The sequence below is a fragment of the Pseudomonas sp. ICBG1301 genome, from assembly GCF_016918385.1.
Taxonomy (GTDB): Bacteria; Pseudomonadota; Gammaproteobacteria; order Pseudomonadales; family Pseudomonadaceae; genus Aquipseudomonas; species Aquipseudomonas palleroniana.
The window spans coordinates 472,571-491,469 of record NZ_JAEKGB010000003.1 but is presented as its reverse complement, the minus strand read 5'-3'; the positions used below and the strand labels follow the sequence as shown (position 1 = coordinate 491,469).

12 protein-coding genes, 2 tRNA genes and 2 pseudogenes are annotated in these 18,899 nt (G+C 60.8%); 2 read left to right on the top strand and 14 right to left on the bottom strand.

Going from position 1 to position 18,899, the window contains the following annotated elements:
- Positions 1-56 precede the first annotated feature (56 nt).
- From JBE38_RS09385 to rnr, 11 genes are all read right to left on the bottom strand, one after another.
- Positions 57-3,347, bottom strand: a complete 3,291-nt coding sequence (locus JBE38_RS09385; protein WP_205344175.1) for a transglutaminase family protein — start codon at positions 3,345-3,347, stop codon at positions 57-59.
- Between the two features lie 187 nt (positions 3,348-3,534).
- Positions 3,535-3,984, bottom strand: a complete 450-nt coding sequence (locus JBE38_RS09380; protein WP_090367128.1) for a hypothetical protein — start codon at positions 3,982-3,984, stop codon at positions 3,535-3,537.
- Complete coding sequence (locus tag JBE38_RS09375) at positions 3,981-4,913, bottom strand: hypothetical protein (RefSeq protein WP_060755093.1); 933 nt, start codon at positions 4,911-4,913, stop codon at positions 3,981-3,983. Before JBE38_RS09375 ends, JBE38_RS09380 begins: the two co-directional genes overlap by 4 nt.
- Positions 4,914-5,124: 211 nt before the next feature.
- The gene (locus JBE38_RS09370; RefSeq protein WP_060755094.1) at positions 5,125-7,428 is read right to left on the bottom strand and encodes a YgiQ family radical SAM protein; all 2,304 of its coding nucleotides are present in this window, start codon (positions 7,426-7,428) and stop codon (positions 5,125-5,127) included.
- A gap of 110 nt (positions 7,429-7,538) precedes the next feature.
- Positions 7,539-8,936: a replicative DNA helicase gene (dnaB, locus tag JBE38_RS09365; protein ID WP_060755095.1), complete on the bottom strand. Its 1,398-nt coding sequence runs from the start codon at positions 8,934-8,936 to the stop codon at positions 7,539-7,541.
- A 110-nt stretch (positions 8,937-9,046) separates the two neighbouring features.
- On the bottom strand, positions 9,047-9,493 hold the full coding sequence (rplI, locus tag JBE38_RS09360) for a 50S ribosomal protein L9 (RefSeq protein ID WP_003171376.1): 447 nt from the start codon (positions 9,491-9,493) through the stop codon (positions 9,047-9,049).
- 18 nt (positions 9,494-9,511) lie between these two features.
- Positions 9,512-10,405, bottom strand: coding sequence for a hypothetical protein (locus tag JBE38_RS09355; protein WP_060755096.1), 894 nt, complete (start codon positions 10,403-10,405; stop codon positions 9,512-9,514).
- A 36-nt stretch (positions 10,406-10,441) separates the two neighbouring features.
- A complete protein-coding gene (gene rpsR / locus JBE38_RS09350) occupies positions 10,442-10,672 on the bottom strand; it encodes a 30S ribosomal protein S18 (RefSeq protein WP_002551829.1) in 231 nt (76 codons plus the stop codon).
- 28 nt (positions 10,673-10,700) lie between these two features.
- On the bottom strand, positions 10,701-11,123 hold the full coding sequence (gene rpsF, locus JBE38_RS09345) for a 30S ribosomal protein S6 (RefSeq protein ID WP_003236224.1): 423 nt from the start codon (positions 11,121-11,123) through the stop codon (positions 10,701-10,703).
- Positions 11,124-11,433: 310 nt separating this feature from the next.
- Entirely contained in the window at positions 11,434-12,189 is a 756-nt protein-coding gene (gene rlmB / locus JBE38_RS09340; RefSeq protein ID WP_090367130.1) for a 23S rRNA (guanosine(2251)-2'-O)-methyltransferase RlmB, read from the bottom strand.
- Positions 12,186-14,816: a ribonuclease R gene (rnr, locus tag JBE38_RS09335; protein ID WP_090367132.1), complete on the bottom strand. Its 2,631-nt coding sequence runs from the start codon at positions 14,814-14,816 to the stop codon at positions 12,186-12,188. The genes rlmB and rnr overlap by 4 nt, the downstream gene beginning before the upstream one ends.
- A gap of 224 nt (positions 14,817-15,040) precedes the next feature.
- On the opposite strand from rnr, the gene JBE38_RS09330 reads away from it, so the two are divergent.
- Together JBE38_RS09330 and JBE38_RS09325 are read left to right on the top strand one after the other, a co-directional pair.
- Positions 15,041-15,127 (top strand) — tRNA-Leu (locus JBE38_RS09330).
- A gap of 177 nt (positions 15,128-15,304) precedes the next feature.
- Positions 15,305-15,391: transfer RNA gene (locus JBE38_RS09325), tRNA-Leu, on the top strand.
- A gap of 124 nt (positions 15,392-15,515) precedes the next feature.
- On the opposite strand, the pseudogene JBE38_RS28000 reads toward JBE38_RS09325, so the two are convergent.
- From JBE38_RS28000 to JBE38_RS09315, 3 genes and pseudogenes are all read right to left on the bottom strand, one after another.
- Positions 15,516-16,031: pseudogene (locus tag JBE38_RS28000) on the bottom strand (methyl-accepting chemotaxis protein); the annotation flags it as partial.
- 342 nt (positions 16,032-16,373) lie between these two features.
- Positions 16,374-16,571 (bottom strand): annotated as a pseudogene (locus tag JBE38_RS27995) (HAMP domain-containing protein); the annotation flags it as partial.
- Between the two features lie 1,018 nt (positions 16,572-17,589).
- Positions 17,590-18,879, bottom strand: coding sequence for an adenylosuccinate synthase (locus JBE38_RS09315; protein WP_060755100.1), 1,290 nt, complete (start codon positions 18,877-18,879; stop codon positions 17,590-17,592).
- Between the last annotated feature and the right edge of the window lie 20 nt (positions 18,880-18,899).

The following is an 18,899-nucleotide window of genomic DNA, read 5'->3' as shown; positions in this document are numbered from 1 at the left end:
GTTTAATGTGGACAAGCGCCCTGGTCACAGAAGCGCCGTCTCATAGTTGATCCGCGTCAGTCATTTTTATTGGGAAAACGCCGCAAATCCAGGGTCATCGGTAACTCATCGTTGATGACCACCGGCGGTACAGGGAGCTTGCCCGGACTATGGCCAAGACGGAAAAACCGCGCCATGCGCCGGCTCTCGGCTTCGTTGGCGTTCACCGGCAAGCTGTCGTAATTACGCCCGCCCGGGTGGGCCACATGGTATTGGCAGCCGCCGAGGGAGCGTTGCATCCAGGTGTCGAGCAGGTCGAACACCAGCGGCGCATGCACCGGGATGGTCGGTTGCAGGCAGTTGGCCGGTTGCCAGGCGCGGTAACGCACGCCGGCGACAAATTCACCGACACGCCCGGTGGCTTGCAGCGGTACCGCCATACCGTTGCAGGTCAGCAGGTAGCGTTGCGGCGCCAACCCGGTGAGTTTCACTTGCAGGCGTTCCAGCGACGAATCCACATAGCGCACCGTACCGCCCGCCGCACCCTCTTCGCCCAGCACGTGCCAGGGTTCGAGGGCCTGGCGCAGTTCCAGCTCGATGCCACCGACCGCGTAGTCGCCGACCTTGGGGAAACGAAACGCCAGATGCGGCGCAAACCATTCGGCACGCAGCGGATAACCGGCGGCATTCAGCTCGACGATCACATCGGCAAAGTCCTGCTCGATAAAGTGCGGCAACAGGAAACGGTCATGCAGCTCAGTACCCCAGCGCGCCAGTTTCGGCGGCGCATAAGGTTCGCGCCAGAAACGCGCAACCAAGGCGCGCAGCAGCAGTTGCTGGGTCAAGCTCATGCGCGCATGGGGCGGCATCTCAAAAGCGCGCAGCTCCAGCAGGCCCAGGCGGCCGGTGGCACCGTCGGGTGAGTAAAGTTTGTCGATGCAGAATTCCGCGCGGTGGGTGTTACCCGTCACGTCGATCAACAGGTTGCGCAGCAGGCGATCGACCAGCCACGGCGGGCACTCTTCGCCGGGCGCCGGCATTTGGGCGAAAGCGATTTCCAGCTCGTACAGCGCGTCGTTACGCGCCTCGTCGACCCGCGGCGCCTGGGAGGTCGGGCCGATAAACAACCCGGAAAACAGGTAGGACAGCGAAGGGTGGTTGTGCCAGTAGCTGATCAGGCTGCGCAGCAGATCCGGCCGGCGCAGGAACGGTGAGTCCTTGGGCGTTGCGCCGCCCATGACAAAGTGGTTACCGCCACCGGTGCCGGTGTGGCGCCCGTCGATCATGAACTTTTCGGTGGTCAGGCGGGTTTGTCGCGCCTCTTCGTAGAGGAATTCAGTGCGCTCCACCAGCTCGTCCCAGGTGGCGGACGGTTGCACGTTGACCTCGATCACACCCGGGTCCGGCGTGACGCGAAAGTTGCTCAGGCGCATGTCAAACGGCGGCTCGTAACCTTCCAGCAGTACGGGGCAATGCAACTCTTCGGCGGTGGCTTCGATGGCGGCCACCAGCTCCAGGTAATCCTCGACGCGCTCCAGCGGCGGCATGAACAGGTACAGGCGCCCGCCCCGCGCCTCAGCACACAGCGCGGTGCGGGTCAGCCAATCGGCGGATTCATCCACTGTGGGCACGCGCTCGTCGCCAGGCGCGGGCTCGTCGTGACTCTTCAGTTGCGCAGGTGTCGGCAGCTCCGGTTGATCCTGATTGGGGTCAACCGGATGCACGAAGGGATACTCCGCCGCGCTCACCCATGGCTGCGACGCCAATGGCAGGCGGTAGCCGAGCGGCGAATCCCCCGGCACCAGCCGACAGTGGTTATCGCGCAAGTACCAGCGCCCGCTCTGCCAACGATCATTGGCCGCCGTGCGCGCCAGCGGCAGCACGTGGCCGATGACTTTATCCAGGCCCTGGCTGAAGACTTTGCGCAGGCGTTCGCGCTCCAGCTCATCGCTCAGTCGCGGGTCCTGGGCGGTGACGTTTTGCGGCAGCGCGCCCTCGCGCCACAGGTAGTAGAAGTTGTCTTCGAAGGCCGGGAACACGAAACGCGCAGGCAGCTTGAGGCGCTCGGCGACGCTGGCCAGGAAGCGTCCGGCCAGCGCGTCGTCGGCGCCGTAGTCCTGCTGTTCATCGGCGATCAGCGCAGGGTTGTGCCAGATCGGCACCCCGTCGCGGCGCCAGTAACAGTTGAGTGACCAGCGCGGCAGTTGCTCGCCGGGGTACCACTTGCCCTGCCCGAAGTGCACCAGCCCCGTCGGCGCATAGTGCTTGCGCATGCGCTGGAACAGCTCGGCAGACAGGCGCCGCTTATTCGGCCCCAGCGCGGCGGTGTTCCACTCGGCACCGTCGGGGTCGTCGATGGAGACGAAGGTCGGCTCGCCACCCATGGTCAGGCGCACGTCATCCTTGAGCAGGTCACTGTCGATCTGACGGCCCAGCGCCTGGATCGCCAACCACTGCTCTTCGGTGTAGGGCTTGGTCACCCGTGGCGCTTCCCAAATGCGCTCCACCGACATTTCATGGGTGAATTCGCACTCGCACGGTTCCACCAGCCCACTGATCGGCGCGGCAGAGGATGGGTCGGGACTACAAGCCAAAGGAATATGACCTTCACCGGCGAACAACCCGGAAGTGGCATCCAGGCCGATCCATCCTGCACCGGGCAAATACACTTCGCACCACGCATGCAGGTCGGTGAAGTCCACGTCGGTGCCGGACGGGCCGTCGAGGGCTTTGACGTCGGCGGTCAGTTGGATCAGGTAGCCGGACACAAATCGTGCCGCCAGCCCGAGGTTGCGCAGCAATTGCACCAGCAGCCAGGCCGAGTCGCGGCACGAACCGGAAGCGTTTTCCAGGGTGAACTCCGGGGTTTGCACCCCGGGCTCCATACGGATCAGGTAAGCGATGTCGCTAGCCAACCGCTGATTGAGCGCCACCAGGAAGTCCACCGCCGGCAGCGGCGTACGGTCGATGCCGGCCAGGTAGGCGGCAAACGTCGGCGTCAGCGGCAGGGTTTCCAGGTACGGCGCCAACTCGCGCTGCTCGTCGGCGGCGTAGCTGAAAGGGATTTTTTCGGCATAGGGCTCAAGGAAAAAGTCGAACGGGTTGAACACTGCCATCTCGGCGACCAGGTCGACTTCGATACGCAGCTCGTCAGTTTTTTCCGGGAACACCAGCCGCGCCAGGTAATTGCCCTGGGGGTCTTGCTGCCAATTGATGAAATGCTGCTCGGGCAGCACTTTCAGCGCGTAGGACAGTATCCGCGTGCGGCTATGGGCCGCCGGACGCAAACGCACGATCTGCGGGCCGAGTTCTACCGCACGGTCGTAGCGGTAATGGGTGACGTGGTGCAACGCGACATGAATCGACACGGCGGCCTCCTGCGAGCCAGGGCATGGAAACAAAGCGCGCAAGACTTATGCCAGAGCAGCGGTCATTGCGCTTTATCGTAGGACCCGGTGCAGTACAGCACCAAAACGGCGCCCAGGTGAGTGCCGTGGTGCGAGGCTCGCACATAATTGTGGCGAACCTGCGAAGACAGGTGGCGAATCTACCCAGTCAATGGGTTTTGCGTTGGGCGATCATGGTTTCACGCAGGTGACGGACCTCGACCAGCTTCTGGCGCATTTCACGGTGGCGTTTGCTGTTGAGCAATAACAACCCCATCAGCGGGAAAAATACTCCCGAGCCGTAAGCCAGCGCATGAAGGTGATACTGAATCATCGGCAATACAAACAGCAGACAGCCGCCCAGGTAAACCGCCACCAGGCCAGTGGCCCAGGTGCGTCCGCGCGCAATCATGACGTTGCTGAATACGATCACGACTACCAGCAGCAGGATCAGCAGCCCGGAGTAGCTGGACTTGAGCGCCGGATCAGCGTCGCGCCAATAAGTCACCCCTGCCATGGACACAGCAGACGAACCGGAAAAGATCGCCATGAAGATCGTGCCCATGAAAACCGGAAAATAGCGGCGCAGGAAGGCCGCCCTGTCGGGAAAGCCGCTCATTCCGTCAGGTCCTCGTACAAGCCGATCGCCAGGGTACTGGCGGTGCCCACGTTACCGCTGCGATAGCTGCCCACGATCCCCAGCAGGCCGCCCAGTGCATCCTTCATCTGGGTGAGGGTGGCGTGACGAATTTCGGTGGACGTATAGCTCTTGGTCAATTTGCCCGCGCGCTGCTGCAACTTGAGCAACTTGGGCGTGAGGCTGGGATCGCGCAGGCTTAACAGCTCCTTGGTCAGCTTTTTACGCTCCTGACGGCTCAAGCCCTTGAGCAACTGGTACCAACTCTTGCCAAGCGCGGCGGCCTTGTTGGCCTTGAGCAGTTTCACGGTTGTGAGCGCGCCGGTCCCGATACCCACCAATGAGACCGCATCGAGCACGGGGGAAACGGCGTTGTACCACTCGGTATCGTCCAAGCGATCGTTAGCGTCGGGGTCAAGAATCTCGTTGTAGGTGCGCGCTACACCGAACCCACATTGCGCACTGCCGGCCAGCGCCGCCGTCACGCCAATGCCGACCACAAAAGCGCTGGCACCCGCCGTGAACGGCACAGCAACGCTACCGCTGAACACCACAATCCAGCCGATCACGGCGGCGCCGCAGGACAAGCCCATGTCGAACACCTCCTTCCTCAGGCGCTCTTCTCGCGGGTCGGTCTTCACCTGCTCGACAAACTGAGCTGGCGCGATGTACTTCTGCGCCTCACGGATAATGACGCGCTTGGGCTTGATGCTGCAGATGGGCTTGAATTCACGCAGGGTCACGACATTAAAGTCGGCGTCGATGTACACGACACCCGCGCCGACAATGCCGGGGTCGGCGTCAATGGCCGCAAACAGGCGCGGCAGGTTGATCTGGCTTTCGATGCGCTGGCGGGCCATGAACTGGGAGCGGTTGAAGTCCATGCCGATGCTGGCCAGGGGGTTGCCCATGGGTGTTCTTCCTTGAAAAGAGGGGGGTGACTGGACTGACGCTATCGGGGGCAAGCCCCCTCCCACCCTTTGATGTGTGAACCCGATCCAATGTGGGAGGGGGCTTGCCCCCGATGACGGTTCTATGGGCGACACCTTAACAAACAGGCTACCCAGCGACTAGAAAGCAAAACGCCAGCACGAGGCTGGCGTTTTGCGTTTCAGGCTGCGATCAACGCGGCACGACCGGCTTGCGGGCAGGCTTCTTGCCTTTGCCCTTGGCCGCATCGGTGCGCTCCTTGGCGGCTTGCTTGTTGCGCGCCTGGGCTGCGGCCTTGGCTTGCTCGCGCTTGTCCCATGGGTTGCTGCCGTCGCTGCCACGCGGTGGCAGGCCGGTGTGCTGGGTCAGGACCCTGGTGGTGGTGTCCTTGGCGACCTTGTGGCTGCCTGCCGGTGTCGAGTTCTTGCGACGGGCGCTCTGGTAGCTGTCGGTAGCCGGTTGATGCAGCGGGATCAGTTGGTCCTTGCCCGGCCCGATCAGGTCGGCACGGCCCATGCGGGTCAATGCCTCACGCAGCATCGGCCAGCCTTTCGGGTCGTGGTAACGCAGGAACGCCTTGTGCAGGCGGCGCTGCTCCTCGCTCTTGACGATGGTCACCGCGTCGCTCTTGTAGGTGACCTTGCGCAGCGGGTTCTTGCCCGAGTGGTACATCGCCGTCGCGGTGGCCATCGGTGACGGGTAGAACGCCTGCACCTGGTCGGCGCGGAAGCCGTTGCCCTTGAGCCACAGGGCCAGGTTCATCATGTCTTCATCGGTGGTGCCGGGGTGAGCCGCGATGAAGTAAGGAATCAGGTACTGCTCCTTGCCCGCTTCCTTGGTGTACTTCTCGAACATGCGCTTGAACTTGTCATAGCTGCCAATGCCCGGCTTCATCATCTGGTTGAGCGGACCTTCCTCGGTATGCTCCGGGGCGATCTTGAGGTAGCCACCGACGTGATGGGTGACCAACTCCTTGACGTACTCCGGCGACTCGACGGCCAGGTCGTAACGCAGGCCGGAGGCGATCAGGATCTTCTTCACACCCGGCAATGCACGGGCGCTGCGGTACAGCTGGATCAACGACGAATGGTCGGTGTTCAGGTTCGGGCAGATGCCCGGGAACACACACGATGGCTTGCGGCACGCAGATTCGATTTCCGGGCTCTTGCAGGCGATGCGGTACATGTTCGCGGTCGGGCCGCCGAGGTCGGAGATCACTCCGGTAAAGCCGGGAACCTTGTCGCGGATCTCTTCGATCTCGCGAATGATCGACTCTTCGGAACGGTTCTGGATGATGCGACCTTCGTGCTCGGTGATCGAGCAGAACGTGCAGCCGCCGAAGCAGCCACGCATGATGTTCACCGAGAAACGGATCATGTCGTAGGCCGGGATTTTTTCCTTGCCATACGCCGGGTGCGGGATACGTGCGTAAGGCATGCCGAACACGTAGTCCATTTCTTCGGTGGTCATCGGGATGGGCGGCGGGTTGAACCACACGTCCACTTCACCGTGCTTCTGCACCAGGGCGCGGGCGTTGCCCGGGTTGGTCTCCAAGTGCAGCACGCGGTTGGCGTGGGCGTAGAGCACGGCGTCGTTGCGCACCTTTTCCACCGAGGGCAGGCGGATCACGGTCTTGTCGCGGGTCATCTTCGGGCTGGCCAGGATCTGCACGACCTTGGCCTCCGTCGGATCTTCAACCGGCCCCTTTTCCTGCTCGATGGCGCAGGCCTGGGTGTCCTGGGTGTTCACGTACGGGTTGATGATCTTGTCGATCTTGCCCGGACGGTCGATACGGGTGGAGTCCACTTCGTACCAGCCCGCCGGTGTATCACGGCGTATGAATGCGGTGCCGCGTACGTCGGTGATGTCTTCGATCTTGTGGCCCCACGACAGGCGCTGGGCAACCTCGACGATCGCCCGCTCTGCGTTGCCGTACAGCAGGATATCGGCGCTGGCGTCGATCAGGATCGAGTTGCGCACACGGTCCTGCCAGTAGTCATAGTGGGCGATGCGGCGCAGGGACGCTTCAATGCCGCCGAGCACAATCGGCACGTGCTTGTAGGCTTCCTTGCAACGCTGGCTGTACACCAGGCTTGCACGGTCCGGGCGCTTGCCGGCCATGCCGCCGGGAGTGTAGGCGTCGTCGGAGCGGATTTTCTTGTCGGCGGTGTAGCGGTTGATCATGGAGTCCATGTTGCCGGCCGCGACGCCGAAGAACAGGTTCGGCTCGCCGAGCTTCATGAAGTCGTCTTTGGACTGCCAGTTCGGCTGGGCAATGATCCCGACGCGAAAGCCCTGGGACTCCAGCAGCCGGCCGATGATCGCCATGCCGAACGACGGATGGTCAACGTAGGCATCACCGGTGACGATGATGATGTCGCAGGAATCCCAGCCAAGCTGATCCATCTCCTCCCTGCTCATCGGCAGGAACGGCGCTGGACCGAAACACTCGGCCCAGTACTTGGGATAGTCAAATAACGGCTTGGCTGTTTGCATGACGGTGACCGGTGTTGAGATGAAAAAACTGCGATGAAAAATCGCGGGCGCGAAATATAGCACAAATTTTGACCAATTCCGACGATAACGGTCGGAATTGAGCAGATGGCTTATTCGTCGTCGTCGAAATTGTAGCTACCCGGCGCGAGGTTCTCGAAGCGGGTGTATTTGCCGATAAACGCCAGGCGGATAAATCCGATAGGACCGTTCCGCTGCTTGCCGATGATGATCTCGGCAATGCCCTTGTGCTCGGTTTCCGGGTGATACACCTCGTCGCGGTAGACGAACATGATCACGTCGGCGTCCTGCTCGATCGCTCCGGATTCGCGCAAGTCGGAGTTCACCGGACGCTTGTTGGGACGTTGCTCCAGGGAGCGGTTGAGCTGGGACAGCGCCACCACCGGGCAGTTGAATTCCTTGGCCAGGGCTTTCAAGGACCGGGAGATTTCAGAAATCTCATTGGTACGGTTGTCGCCGCTGGAGCCTGGGATCTGCATCAACTGCAGGTAGTCGATCATGATCAGGGCGATGTCACCGTGTTCACGCACCAGGCGCCGCGTACGCGCACGCATCTCGGAGGGGCTGATGCCCGCGGTGTCGTCGATGAACAGCTTGCGATCGTTGAGCAGATTGACCGCCGAGGTGAGGCGTGGCCAATCGTCATCTTCCAGCTGGCCGGAACGTACCTTGGTCTGGTCGATACGCCCCAGCGACGAGAGCATCCGCATAACCAGCGATTCGCCTGGCATCTCCAGGGAATACACCAGGACGGTCTTGTCGCTGCGCAACACGGCGTTTTCCACCAGGTTCATCGCAAAGGTGGTCTTACCCATGGACGGACGGCCGGCGACGATGATCAAGTCGGCCGGTTGCAGGCCGCTGGTTTTCTCGTCGAGGTCGGTGTAGCCGGTGGAAATACCGGTAATGGCGGCATCGGTATTGAACAGGGTGTCGATGCGATCGATGGCCTTGGTCAACAGCTCGTTGACGCCTACCGGGCCGCCGGTCTTGGGGCGTGCCTCAGCAATCTGGAAGATCTGGCGCTCGGCCTCATCCAGAATCTCTTCGGCGGTACGCCCTTCGGGGTTGAACGCACTGTCGGCGATTTCGGTGCTGATACCGATCAATTGACGCAGAGTGGCCCGCTGGCGAACGATCTGGGCATAGGCCTTGATGTTGGCGACGGACGGCGTGTTTTTCGCCAGCTCACCCAGGTAACCGAGGCCGCCGACCTGGGAGGTCTGGCCTTCCTTGTCGAGTTGTTCGGCCAGGGTTACCACGTCGATCGGCGAGTTCTGATCGGCCAGCTTGGCGATGGCGCGGAAGATCAAGCGGTGGTCATGCCGATAGAAATCACCGTCCGAGACTTGATCCAGCACGCGTTCCCAGGCGTTGTTGTCCAGCATCAAGCCACCGAGCACGGCCTGTTCGGCCTCGATGGAATGCGGCGGCACCTTCAGGGCAGCGGTTTGCAGATCGTATTGCTCAGGAGCTGAAATATCGTTCATGGCCACTTGGAATTGGGGGTCTGTAGAAAAACAAAAGGCACGACCTGTAAACAGGATCGTGCCCGATGTTAACCGCCCGGCACACGAGGTGCCAGCCAGTTAGGTGCGACTTAAGCTGCTACCACGACAACGCGTACGGTGGCTTCAACTTCAGCGTGCAGGTGCACGGCTACGTCGAATTCGCCTACGTTGCGGATGGTGCCGTTCGGCAGACGAACTTCGCTCTTCTGCACTTCAACGCCCGAGGCGGTCAGTGCATCAGCGATGTCGTGGGTGCCGATCGAACCGAACAGCTTGCCTTCGTCACCGGCGGTGGCAGTGATAGTCACTTCCAGCTCAGCCAGTTGGGCAGCGCGAGTTTCAGCCGAAGCTTTTTTGTCTGCTGCTGCTTTTTCCAGCTCAGCACGACGCTCTTCAAACGCAGCCAGGTTGGCAGCGGTTGCAGCGGTGGCTTTGCCGTATGGCAGCAGGTAGTTACGACCGTAGCCGGCCTTAACGTTCACTTTGTCGCCCAGGTTGCCCAGGTTGGCGACTTTTTCCAGAAGGATCAGTTGCATGTGAAAATCCTCTAACTTTTAACCTTCACCGTTCGCGTTATCGGCGTCTTTCGGCGCCAGACGACCGCGAAAATCAATCAGGCCGTCGACAATGGCCAAGACCACGAGTAACGGATAGATCAGCTGCATGAACAGCAACAGCGTGACGTACAACCCCACCAGCCAGAACCTGGCCAGGCGCTTTCGCGCAACAAGCCCATGAATCAGGGCCAGTCCGGCAAACACCAGCGGTACGCTGCAAATCGGCGCCAGCAAGGCCATCTGAGGACCGAAGTTCGGTCCGACAACCATGCACGCCAGCAGCAACATCGCCGGCCCCGTCGGGATTCTGATACTGCGAAATTCGCGACCAAAACCACCCGGGTTGTACAACAACGCCTGCCAGTAACGCCCAAGAATCAGGCTCATAACGCTGACAACCTGCAACAATGCCGCAATCAGGCCGGTCAGGACCGGGGCAATCAGTGACACAAACCGCGCTCGCTCATCTACCGACAATTGCTGGTAGATATCCCCGAGGGCCAGCGGCAGGATCTTGACGATCTCTTGTGCCAGCGCCTCGATCTGTGGGCGGAAAGCCGCGCCAAGCATCACCGAGTACACCAAACCCAATGCCACGCTGACCAGCAGCGTACGGACCCAGGACTCACTTGCGCGCAAAACCAACGCAAGGCTCGATGACCCCAGCAGTACCAGAAGTACCCGTGGATCACCCAATTGCAGCCACCAGATCAAGGCCGGCAACAATCCCAGGGCAAGAACGCCAACGGCGTCCTTCAAACCGCGCCGCAGGAGCACAAGGCAGCCTGCAGCAGCACCCAACCAATAAAACAACGGCAATGCCGCAAAGCCAGCCACTACCAGAGTGGCCTGCACACGGCCGCGCATGATGAACTCAGCTAAGGCGCGCATGCATTCAATCCCTTACTACTTGTCGACTGCCCGGTCTCAGCGGCCGTGGCTGTCGGTGTAGGCCAGCAGGGCCAGGAAGCGGGCGCGCTTGATAGCGGTGGCCAGCTGACGCTGATAACGAGCTTTGGTACCGGTGATACGGCTTGGAACGATTTTGCCGGTCTCGGATACGTAGGCTTTCAGAGTGTTGAGATCTTTGTAATCGATCTCTTTCACGTCTTCAGCGGTGAAGCGGCAGAATTTACGACGACGGAAGAAACGTGCCATTTGATAGGCTCCTTAAAAGGTCCGTGGATTACTCGTCAGCGTTATCGCTGTTGTCGCTGTCATCACTGTCAGCGCTATCAGCGCCTTCGTGCTCAGGACGGTCGCGACGCTCACGGCGCTCACTGCGGTTTTCTTCAGCCTTGAGCATCTCGGATTGGCCGGTAACGGCTTCTTCGCGACGGATGACCAGGTTACGGATCACTGCATCGTTGTAGCGGAAGTTGTCTTCCAGCTCGGCCAGGGCCTTGCCGGTGCACTCAACGTTCAGCATCACGTAGTGAGCCTTGTGAACATTGTTGATTGCGTAGGCCAGTTGACGACGGCCCCAATCTTCCAGACGGTGGATTTTGCCGCCGTCTTCTTCGATCAGCTTGGTGTAACGCTCAACCATGCCGCCGACTTGCTCGCTTTGATCCGGGTGGACCAAAAAGATGATTTCGTAATGACGCATGAATGCTCCTTACGGGTTGTAGCCTGCCGCTCAAAAACGGTCAGACAAGGAGTGAATGACACTTATGGATCTTGCCGCACGGAGGCACATCGGTGCCTGCCAGGAAGGCAAGGGGCGCAATTGTAGAGAAGGGGGAGAAAGCGCGCAAGGTGATTGGTGATTATTTGAACAATCTTCCATACACCCCAGAATAACTGTGGGAGGGGGCTTGCTCCCGATGACAGAGTATCAGTCACTGCATCTGGCGACTGTCACACCGCTATCGGGAGCAAGCCCCCTCCCACAGTTTGGATGCAGGCCCGGCTCGAGATTACTTCTTGGCTTTAGCCTTCGCGCCACGCTGACGCTGGGCCTCGAACAGGCACACACCTGTCGCGACCGACACGTTAAGACTGCTGACGCTACCGGCCATCGGCAAATGCACCAGGTAATCGCAATGCTCACGGGTCAGGCGGCGCATGCCCTTGCCTTCGGCGCCCATGATCAAGATGGTCGGGCCGGTGAGGTCCTGGTCATAAATACTGACCTCGGCCTCCCCTGCCGTACCCACCACCCACAGGCCACGCTGCTGGAGTTTTTCCAGGGTACGCGCCAGGTTGGTCACGGCCACCAGCGGAATCACTTCCGCCGCGCCACAGGCGACTTTACGCACGACCGGCGTCAAGGTAGCCGACTTGTCCTTAGGCACGATCACCGCCAGCGCACCGGCGGCATCTGCCGAGCGCAGGCAAGCGCCGAGGTTGTGCGGGTCGGTCACGCCGTCCAGCACCAGCAGCAGCGGCGCACCTTCAGTGCGGTCGAGCAGTTCATCCAGCATCGCTTCGCCCCAGACCTGGCTCGGACTGACGTCCGCGACCACACCCTGGTGCACACCTTCCACCCACGCGTCCATCTCACGACGCTCAGCCTGGCCGATGGCGACGCGGTTTTCGTTGGCCAGCTCGACCAGCGTTTGCACACGCGGCTCACTGCGGCCTTCGGCCAGCCACACTTGTTTGACGCGCTTGGGATGGTGACGCAGCAGTGCTTCTACGGCGTGCACGCCGTAGATTTTTTCCAGACTCATGACTTGGCCTTAGGTTTGCGCGACCCACTGCTTTTTGCAGGAGCCGAACCCGTTTTGGACGGGCCTTTACGATGTTTACTGGTCTTGCTCGACGAGCTTTCCGGCCCGCGCGACTTACCGCCCGACGCCGGTTTACCACCGCTTTTGGCTTCGTTGAGCAACTGCTGCTTCAACTCGCGACTCTTGCGCACCTCAGCGTTTTTAGCCGCGGCATCGCTTGGGCGGTAGGCTTCGGAGACCTTGTCCTTGCTGGAAGAACGACGGCCGGCCTTGGCGGGCTCAGGCTCGGCGGCTTTCGCAGGAGCACTTTTGCCTTTGGAGGCTGGCGCCGGGGTATCACCCCCACGTTTTTTGCGACTGCCCGGTGATTCGGCGGGCTTGTCAGACATGCCGAAGTCGATCTTGCGCTCGTCGAGGTCGACGCGCATGACCTGCACTTCCACGGTGTCGCCCAGACGGAAACTGCGACCGGTACGCTCACCCGCCAGGCGGTGATGCACAGGATCGAAGTGATAGTAGTCACCCGGCAAGGCAGTCACGTGCACCAGGCCCTCGACATAGATGTCGGTCAGCTCGACGAACAAACCAAAACCGGTCACGGCCGTGATCACGCCAGGGAACGACTCGCCCACGCGATCCTTCATGAACTCGCACTTGAGCCAGTTCACCACGTCGCGGGTCGCTTCATCGGCACGACGCTCGCTCATGGAGCACTGCTCGCCCAACTGTTCCAGGGCCGCTTCGTCGTACGGATAGATGCGCGCCTTCGGAATGGTCATCGCACCGGCGCGCTTGACGTGCGGGGTGTTCTGCTTGGAGTGGATCACGCTGCGGATCGCCCGGTGCGTCAGCAGGTCCGGGTAACGGCGGATCGGCGAGGTGAAGTGGGTGTACGCCTCGTAATTCAGACCGAAGTGCCCCTGGTTGTCGGCGCTGTACACCGCCTGACTCAGCGAGCGCAGCATGACGGTCTGGATCACATGGTAATCCGGACGATCTTTGATGCCGGCCAGCAAAGCCTGGTAATCCTTCGGCGTCGGGCCGTCCTTGCCTTTATGCAGGGACAGGCCTAGCTCACCGAGGAACGCGCGCAGTTTTTCCAGACGCTCAGGTGGCGGGCCATCGTGCACACGGTACAACGCAGGGATTTCATGCTTTTTCAGGAATTCGGCGGTGGCCACGTTGGCCGCCAGCATGCATTCCTCGATCAGCTTGTGCGCATCGTTACGCGTGGTCGGGGTGATCGCGGCGATCTTGCGCTCGGAACCGAAGACAATCCGGGTTTCCTGGGTTTCAAAATCGATCGCGCCACGGGTATGACGTGCGCCCAGCAACACCTTGTACAGCGCATACAGCTGCTTGAGGTGCGGCACCACGCCAGCGTATTCGGTACGCAAAGCCTTGGCTTCGCTGGTCTTCGGTGTTTCCAGGATGGTGCTGACCTTGTTGTAGGTCAGGCGCGCCTGGGAATGGATCACCGCTTCGTAGAACTGGTAATCGGTCATTTCGCCGGTTTTCGAGATAGTCATCTCGCACACCATGGCCAAACGGTCGACTTTCGGATTCAGCGAGCACAGGCCGTTGGACAGCTGCTCAGGCAGCATCGGGATCACGCGCTCGGGGAAGTACACCGAGTTGCCGCGCACCTGGGCTTCATTGTCCAGCGCCGAGCCGATCTTCACATAGCTGGATACGTCGGCAATCGCCACGTACAACTTCCAGCCGCCGGAGAACAGACGCAGCTTGCCGGGCTTGGCTTCGCAGTAGACCGCATCGTCGAAGTCGCGGGCATCTTCGCCGTCGATGGTGACGAACGGCAGATGGCGCAGATCGATGCGTTTCTCTTTGTCCTTTTCTTCCACTTCAGGCTTGAGCTTGCCGGCTTCCTTGAGCACAGCCTCAGGCCAGACGTGAGGAATATCGTAGGTACGCAGCGCGACATCGATTTCCATGCCCGGCGCCATGTAGTTGCCGACCACTTCAACGATATCGCCCTGCGGCTGGAAGCGCGCCGTTGGCCAGTGGGTGATTTTCACCTCGACGAACTGACCGACCTTGGCGGCGCCATTGCGGCCCGGGGTAATCAGCACTTCCTGCTGAACCTTCGGGTTGTCCGGTACAACGAAGCCGATACCGCCTTCTTCGAAATAACGGCCGACGATGGACTCGTGGGCACGCGATACGACCTCGACGATCACGCCTTCACGGCGACCGCGACGGTCCAGCCCGGACACGCGCGCCAGGGCACGGTCGCCATCGAATACCAGACGCATTTGCGCCGGGCTCATGAACAGGTCGTCGCTGCCGTCATCCGGGATCAGAAAGCCGAAACCGTCACGGTGGCCGGCAATACGGCCCAGGATCAGGTCGAGCTTGTCCACCGGCGCGTAAGTACCACGGCGGGTGTAGATCAGTTGTGCGTCGCGCTCCATGGCACGCAAGCGGCGGCGCAGCGCTTCGAGTTGGTCTTCGGTGGTCAGACCGAACTCTTCAACCAATTGCTCGCGGCTGGCAGGCGAACCCCGATCGGCGAGATGCGCCAGGATCAGTTCGCGGCTAGGAATAGGGTTTTCATATTTTTCCGCTTCACGAGCGGCCTCGGGATCGAGGGACTGCCAATCGGCCATTAGAGAGTTTTCACCTTGTCTATATGAGGGTTAGTTTGGCATACGCGTATTGAAACGGGAAATTTCAGGCATCCACAAGCGTTTAAAAGCCTTTCGCAGCCCCTGAGGGGCACCTTGCACGACCACTGGCGAAATTTTCCAGGTTTTTTTCATCGCAGGGGTTTACAGCCAAAAAATCGCTCCGTATAGTGCGCGCCATCGACGACGGCAACGTTGTTGATGCTGCCCAGGTGGTGAAATTGGTAGACACGCCAGCTTCAGGTGCTGGTGATCGCAAGGTCGTGGAAGTTCGAGTCTTCTCCTGGGCACCAATTTCAAACTCAAGGTTGAACCTTGAGTCTCCAAAAACCCGCGAAAGCGGGTTTTTGCGTTTCAGGCCTTTGATTTTTAACGGGAATATTGATTTATATTTTTGTTATCAGGGGTTTACAGATCAAAAAGCCCTCCGTATAGTTCGCTCCATCAACAGCGCAAGCGCTGCTGATAATGCCCAGGTGGTGAAATTGGTAGACACGCCAGCTTCAGGTGCTGGTGACCTTACGGTCGTGGAAGTTCGAGTCTTCTCCTGGGCACCAAATTCAGATCAAACCCGCGAAAGCGGGTTTTTTCGTTTCTGACGTTCGAAAACATTCCCAACAGCTCATTCTCCAGTGCCGGGGTGCCAGCATCTGCGCTGACGCCCCGGATGCACCTGAGCCACTAGGCCCGGAACTGCCCCAGGCTCGCCTTCAATTGCGCCGCCAGCCCGTCCAGCACCTTGCCGCTGGCGGTGGTTTCTACCACTGCCTGCGCGGCGCGCTCCGCCTGCGCATGGATCACCTCGACCCGCCCCCGTACCGCATGAGCACCCTGGGCCTGGTGCTCGGCCGCACGTGTCGCCAAACCGATCGCCGCATGCACCTGCTCAACCGACACCTGTACGGTCTGCTGCAAGCGCACACTGTCGCGCAACACCAGCAGCCCTTCGCTGGCCTGGCGCCCGGCCTTGCCGATGGTTTCCACCGCCTCACGCGCACCCTGCTGCAACGCCACGATATGAGCCTGGATGTCACCGGTGGAGCTTTGGGTTTTACTGGCCAATGCCCGCACCTCATCTGCCACGACCGCAAAGCCGCGCCCGGTCTCTCCGGCCCGCGCCGCCTCGATTGCGGCGTTGAGCGCCAACAGGTTGGTCTGCTCGGCAATCCCGTGGATCACCGTCAACACCACTTCGATCTGTTCACTCTGCTGCGCCAATCGCTCGATCACCTGGGAGCCGGCCTGCACTTGCCCCGCCAAGGCCTCGATCAAGTTGCCGACTTGCGCGGAAGTCCGCGAGTTTTCATCCGTGGCCTGACGAATATCCACCACCTGCTGCAACGCTGCCTGCATCGCATGGCTTTCGGCCTGAGCCTCGTCCGCCATCTGCGACAGCGCGCGCAAGCTCTCGGCCACTTCGTCGCGCTGCAAACCAGCCGCCGCATCAGCACCGGCATTGCGCTGGGTCATGGCCCCGATTTCCACGCCGGTTCGCTGAGCCACATCGCCCGCCTCGCGCACAATCGGCTGCAACTTGTCGACAAAGCGATTGACCGCCGAGGCCATGGCGCCGATTTCGTCCTGGCTATTGATTTGCACACGCTTGGTAAGATCCCCCTCGCCCGCCGCCAAGTCATCCATGGCCGCAATCAGCAACTTCAAGCGATTGACCACACGACGCCCCAGCACGATAGCGATCAGCAGCAACACGCCGAAACCAACCAGCGCCAAGCCCATGCCGATGCGCCAGCGCAAGGTGCCGGCGGCGTCCTGTACAACGCTGGCGGTGTTGGCGCTCATCTGGGTGGCCGTGGCTTGCGCGGATTGCAAGCGGGCCCCCATGGCGGCAGCGCTATCAGCCGCCGCCCCTTTGAGACTGTCGCCCACCAACTGGTCGCCACTGGCGATCAGGGCTGCGAAGCGCTTATCCAGCGCAGCCAGATCCGCCTCCACTGCGGCGGTGGAAACCCCCATGCGCACCTTGCCGATTTCCACGCCATTGGGGCTGATGGACGCTTCGACATAGAACACTGACGGATCATCTTTCGCCGCATCCAGCACTTTATCCAGCGCGCGCTCACCCTTGCCCTTTTCCAGCAGCGCCTGGTTGATCGGGTTTTCGCGATTGAGGTAGCGGGTCAAATGCTCGCCCGCCGCGTCGTCATAGACCACGAACAGTACGTTGGGATTGCGCTGGGCACGCCGGGCGAACTCCGACAGGGTCGGCACGTCACTGTCCCACATGGCGCGGGGCGCCACTGAGGCCAGCAGTTGCGCCATGTCATTGGCGGAATCCTTCAGGTCTTTTTCCAGAGTCGCACGCAGCTGCTTCTGCTCTTCCTGCAGTCGGGTTGAAAGCCCCACTGTCAGGCGCTGACGGGTATTGGTCGACAAGCTGTCCAGGCTGGACGTGACTTCCTTACCGGCCTGGGCCAACTCGCCAGACAGCTTCTGGCTATCGACCCCCAGCCGATTGCCCAAATCAGCCTCAAGCGCAGTGACGGTGCTCCGCGTCAGAGCGACGGCCACCAGCACTTGCACCAAAAGAGCGATACCAAGAGTAACGAACACCGGCCGCAACAGACGGCTTTGTAACAATGAGAGAACGGCAGACATCGAGAATCCCTCCACCCTGGGTGCCATTAATCTGATGGCGCCGCGAAAGGAAGAAGCAAAGCAAGGGCCGTGCCGTTCGCCCGTCACAAACGACAAAGGGCTCCCGAAGGAGCCCTTTGCTTTTTACATCAACAGCTTATTAAGCGAACGGATGACGCAGAACGATGGTTTCGTTGCGGTCAGGGCCCGTCGAAATAATGTCGATCGGTGCGCCAATCAGCTCTTCCACGCGCTTGATGTAAGCGCGGGCATTGGCCGGCAGCTCTTCCAGGGTCTTGGCACCCACGGTCGATTCGCTCCAGCCCGGCACTTCTTCGTACACCGGCTGCAGGCCCACATAGCTGTCGGCGTCAGTCGGGGCAACGCTATTGCCATCTGCATCTTTGTAGCCAACGCAGATATTGATGGTTTCCAGACCATCGAGTACGTCCAGCTTGGTCAGGCAGATGCCCGAGATGCTGTTCACGTCGATAGCGCGACGCAGGATAACGGCATCGAACCAGCCGCAACGACGGGCACGCCCGGTGGTCGCACCGAACTCGTGACCTTGCTTGGCCAGGTGTGCACCGACTTCGTCGAACAGCTCAGTCGGGAACGGACCCGAACCGACACGCGTGGTGTAGGCCTTGGTGATGCCCAGGATGTAGTCCAGGAACATAGGCCCCACGCCCGAACCCGTTGCAACGCCACCTGCGGTGGTGTTGGAACTGGTCACGTACGGATAGGTACCGTGGTCGATGTCCAGCAGCGAACCCTGGGCGCCTTCGAACATGATGTCTTTACCGGCGCGACGCAGCTCGTGCAGCTCGGCAGTCACGTCCAGCATCAACGGCTTGAGCAGCTCGGCGTATTCCTTGCACTCAGCCAGGGTCTTGTCGAACTCGATCGCCGGCTCTTTGTAGTAACCCACCAGCATGAAGTTGTGGTAATCCACCAGCTCACGCAGCTTGTCTTCAAAGCGCGGCATGTTGAGCAGGTCGCCCACACGCAGGCCACGGCGTGCGACCTTGTCTTCATAGGCCGGGCCGATACCGCGACCGGTGGTACCGATCTTCAGCTCGCCACGCGCCTTTTCACGGGCCTGGTCCAACGCAACATGGAAGGACAGGATCAGCGGGCAGGACGGGCTGATACGCAGGCGCTCGCGCACCGGTACGCCTTTTTCTTCCAGCTTGGTGATCTCACGCAGCAAGGCGTCAGGTGCAACCACCACACCGTTGCCGATCAGGCACTGCACGCCTTCGCGCAGGACGCCCGACGGGATCAGGTGCAAGACGGTTTTTTCGCCATCGATGACCAGAGTGTGGCCAGCGTTGTGGCCACCTTGGTAGCGCACTACGGCGGCAGCATGTTCGGTCAGCAGATCAACGATCTTGCCTTTGCCCTCATCACCCCACTGGGTGCCCAGGACTACGACATTCTTACCCATAACACTTGTCCTCATTCGCG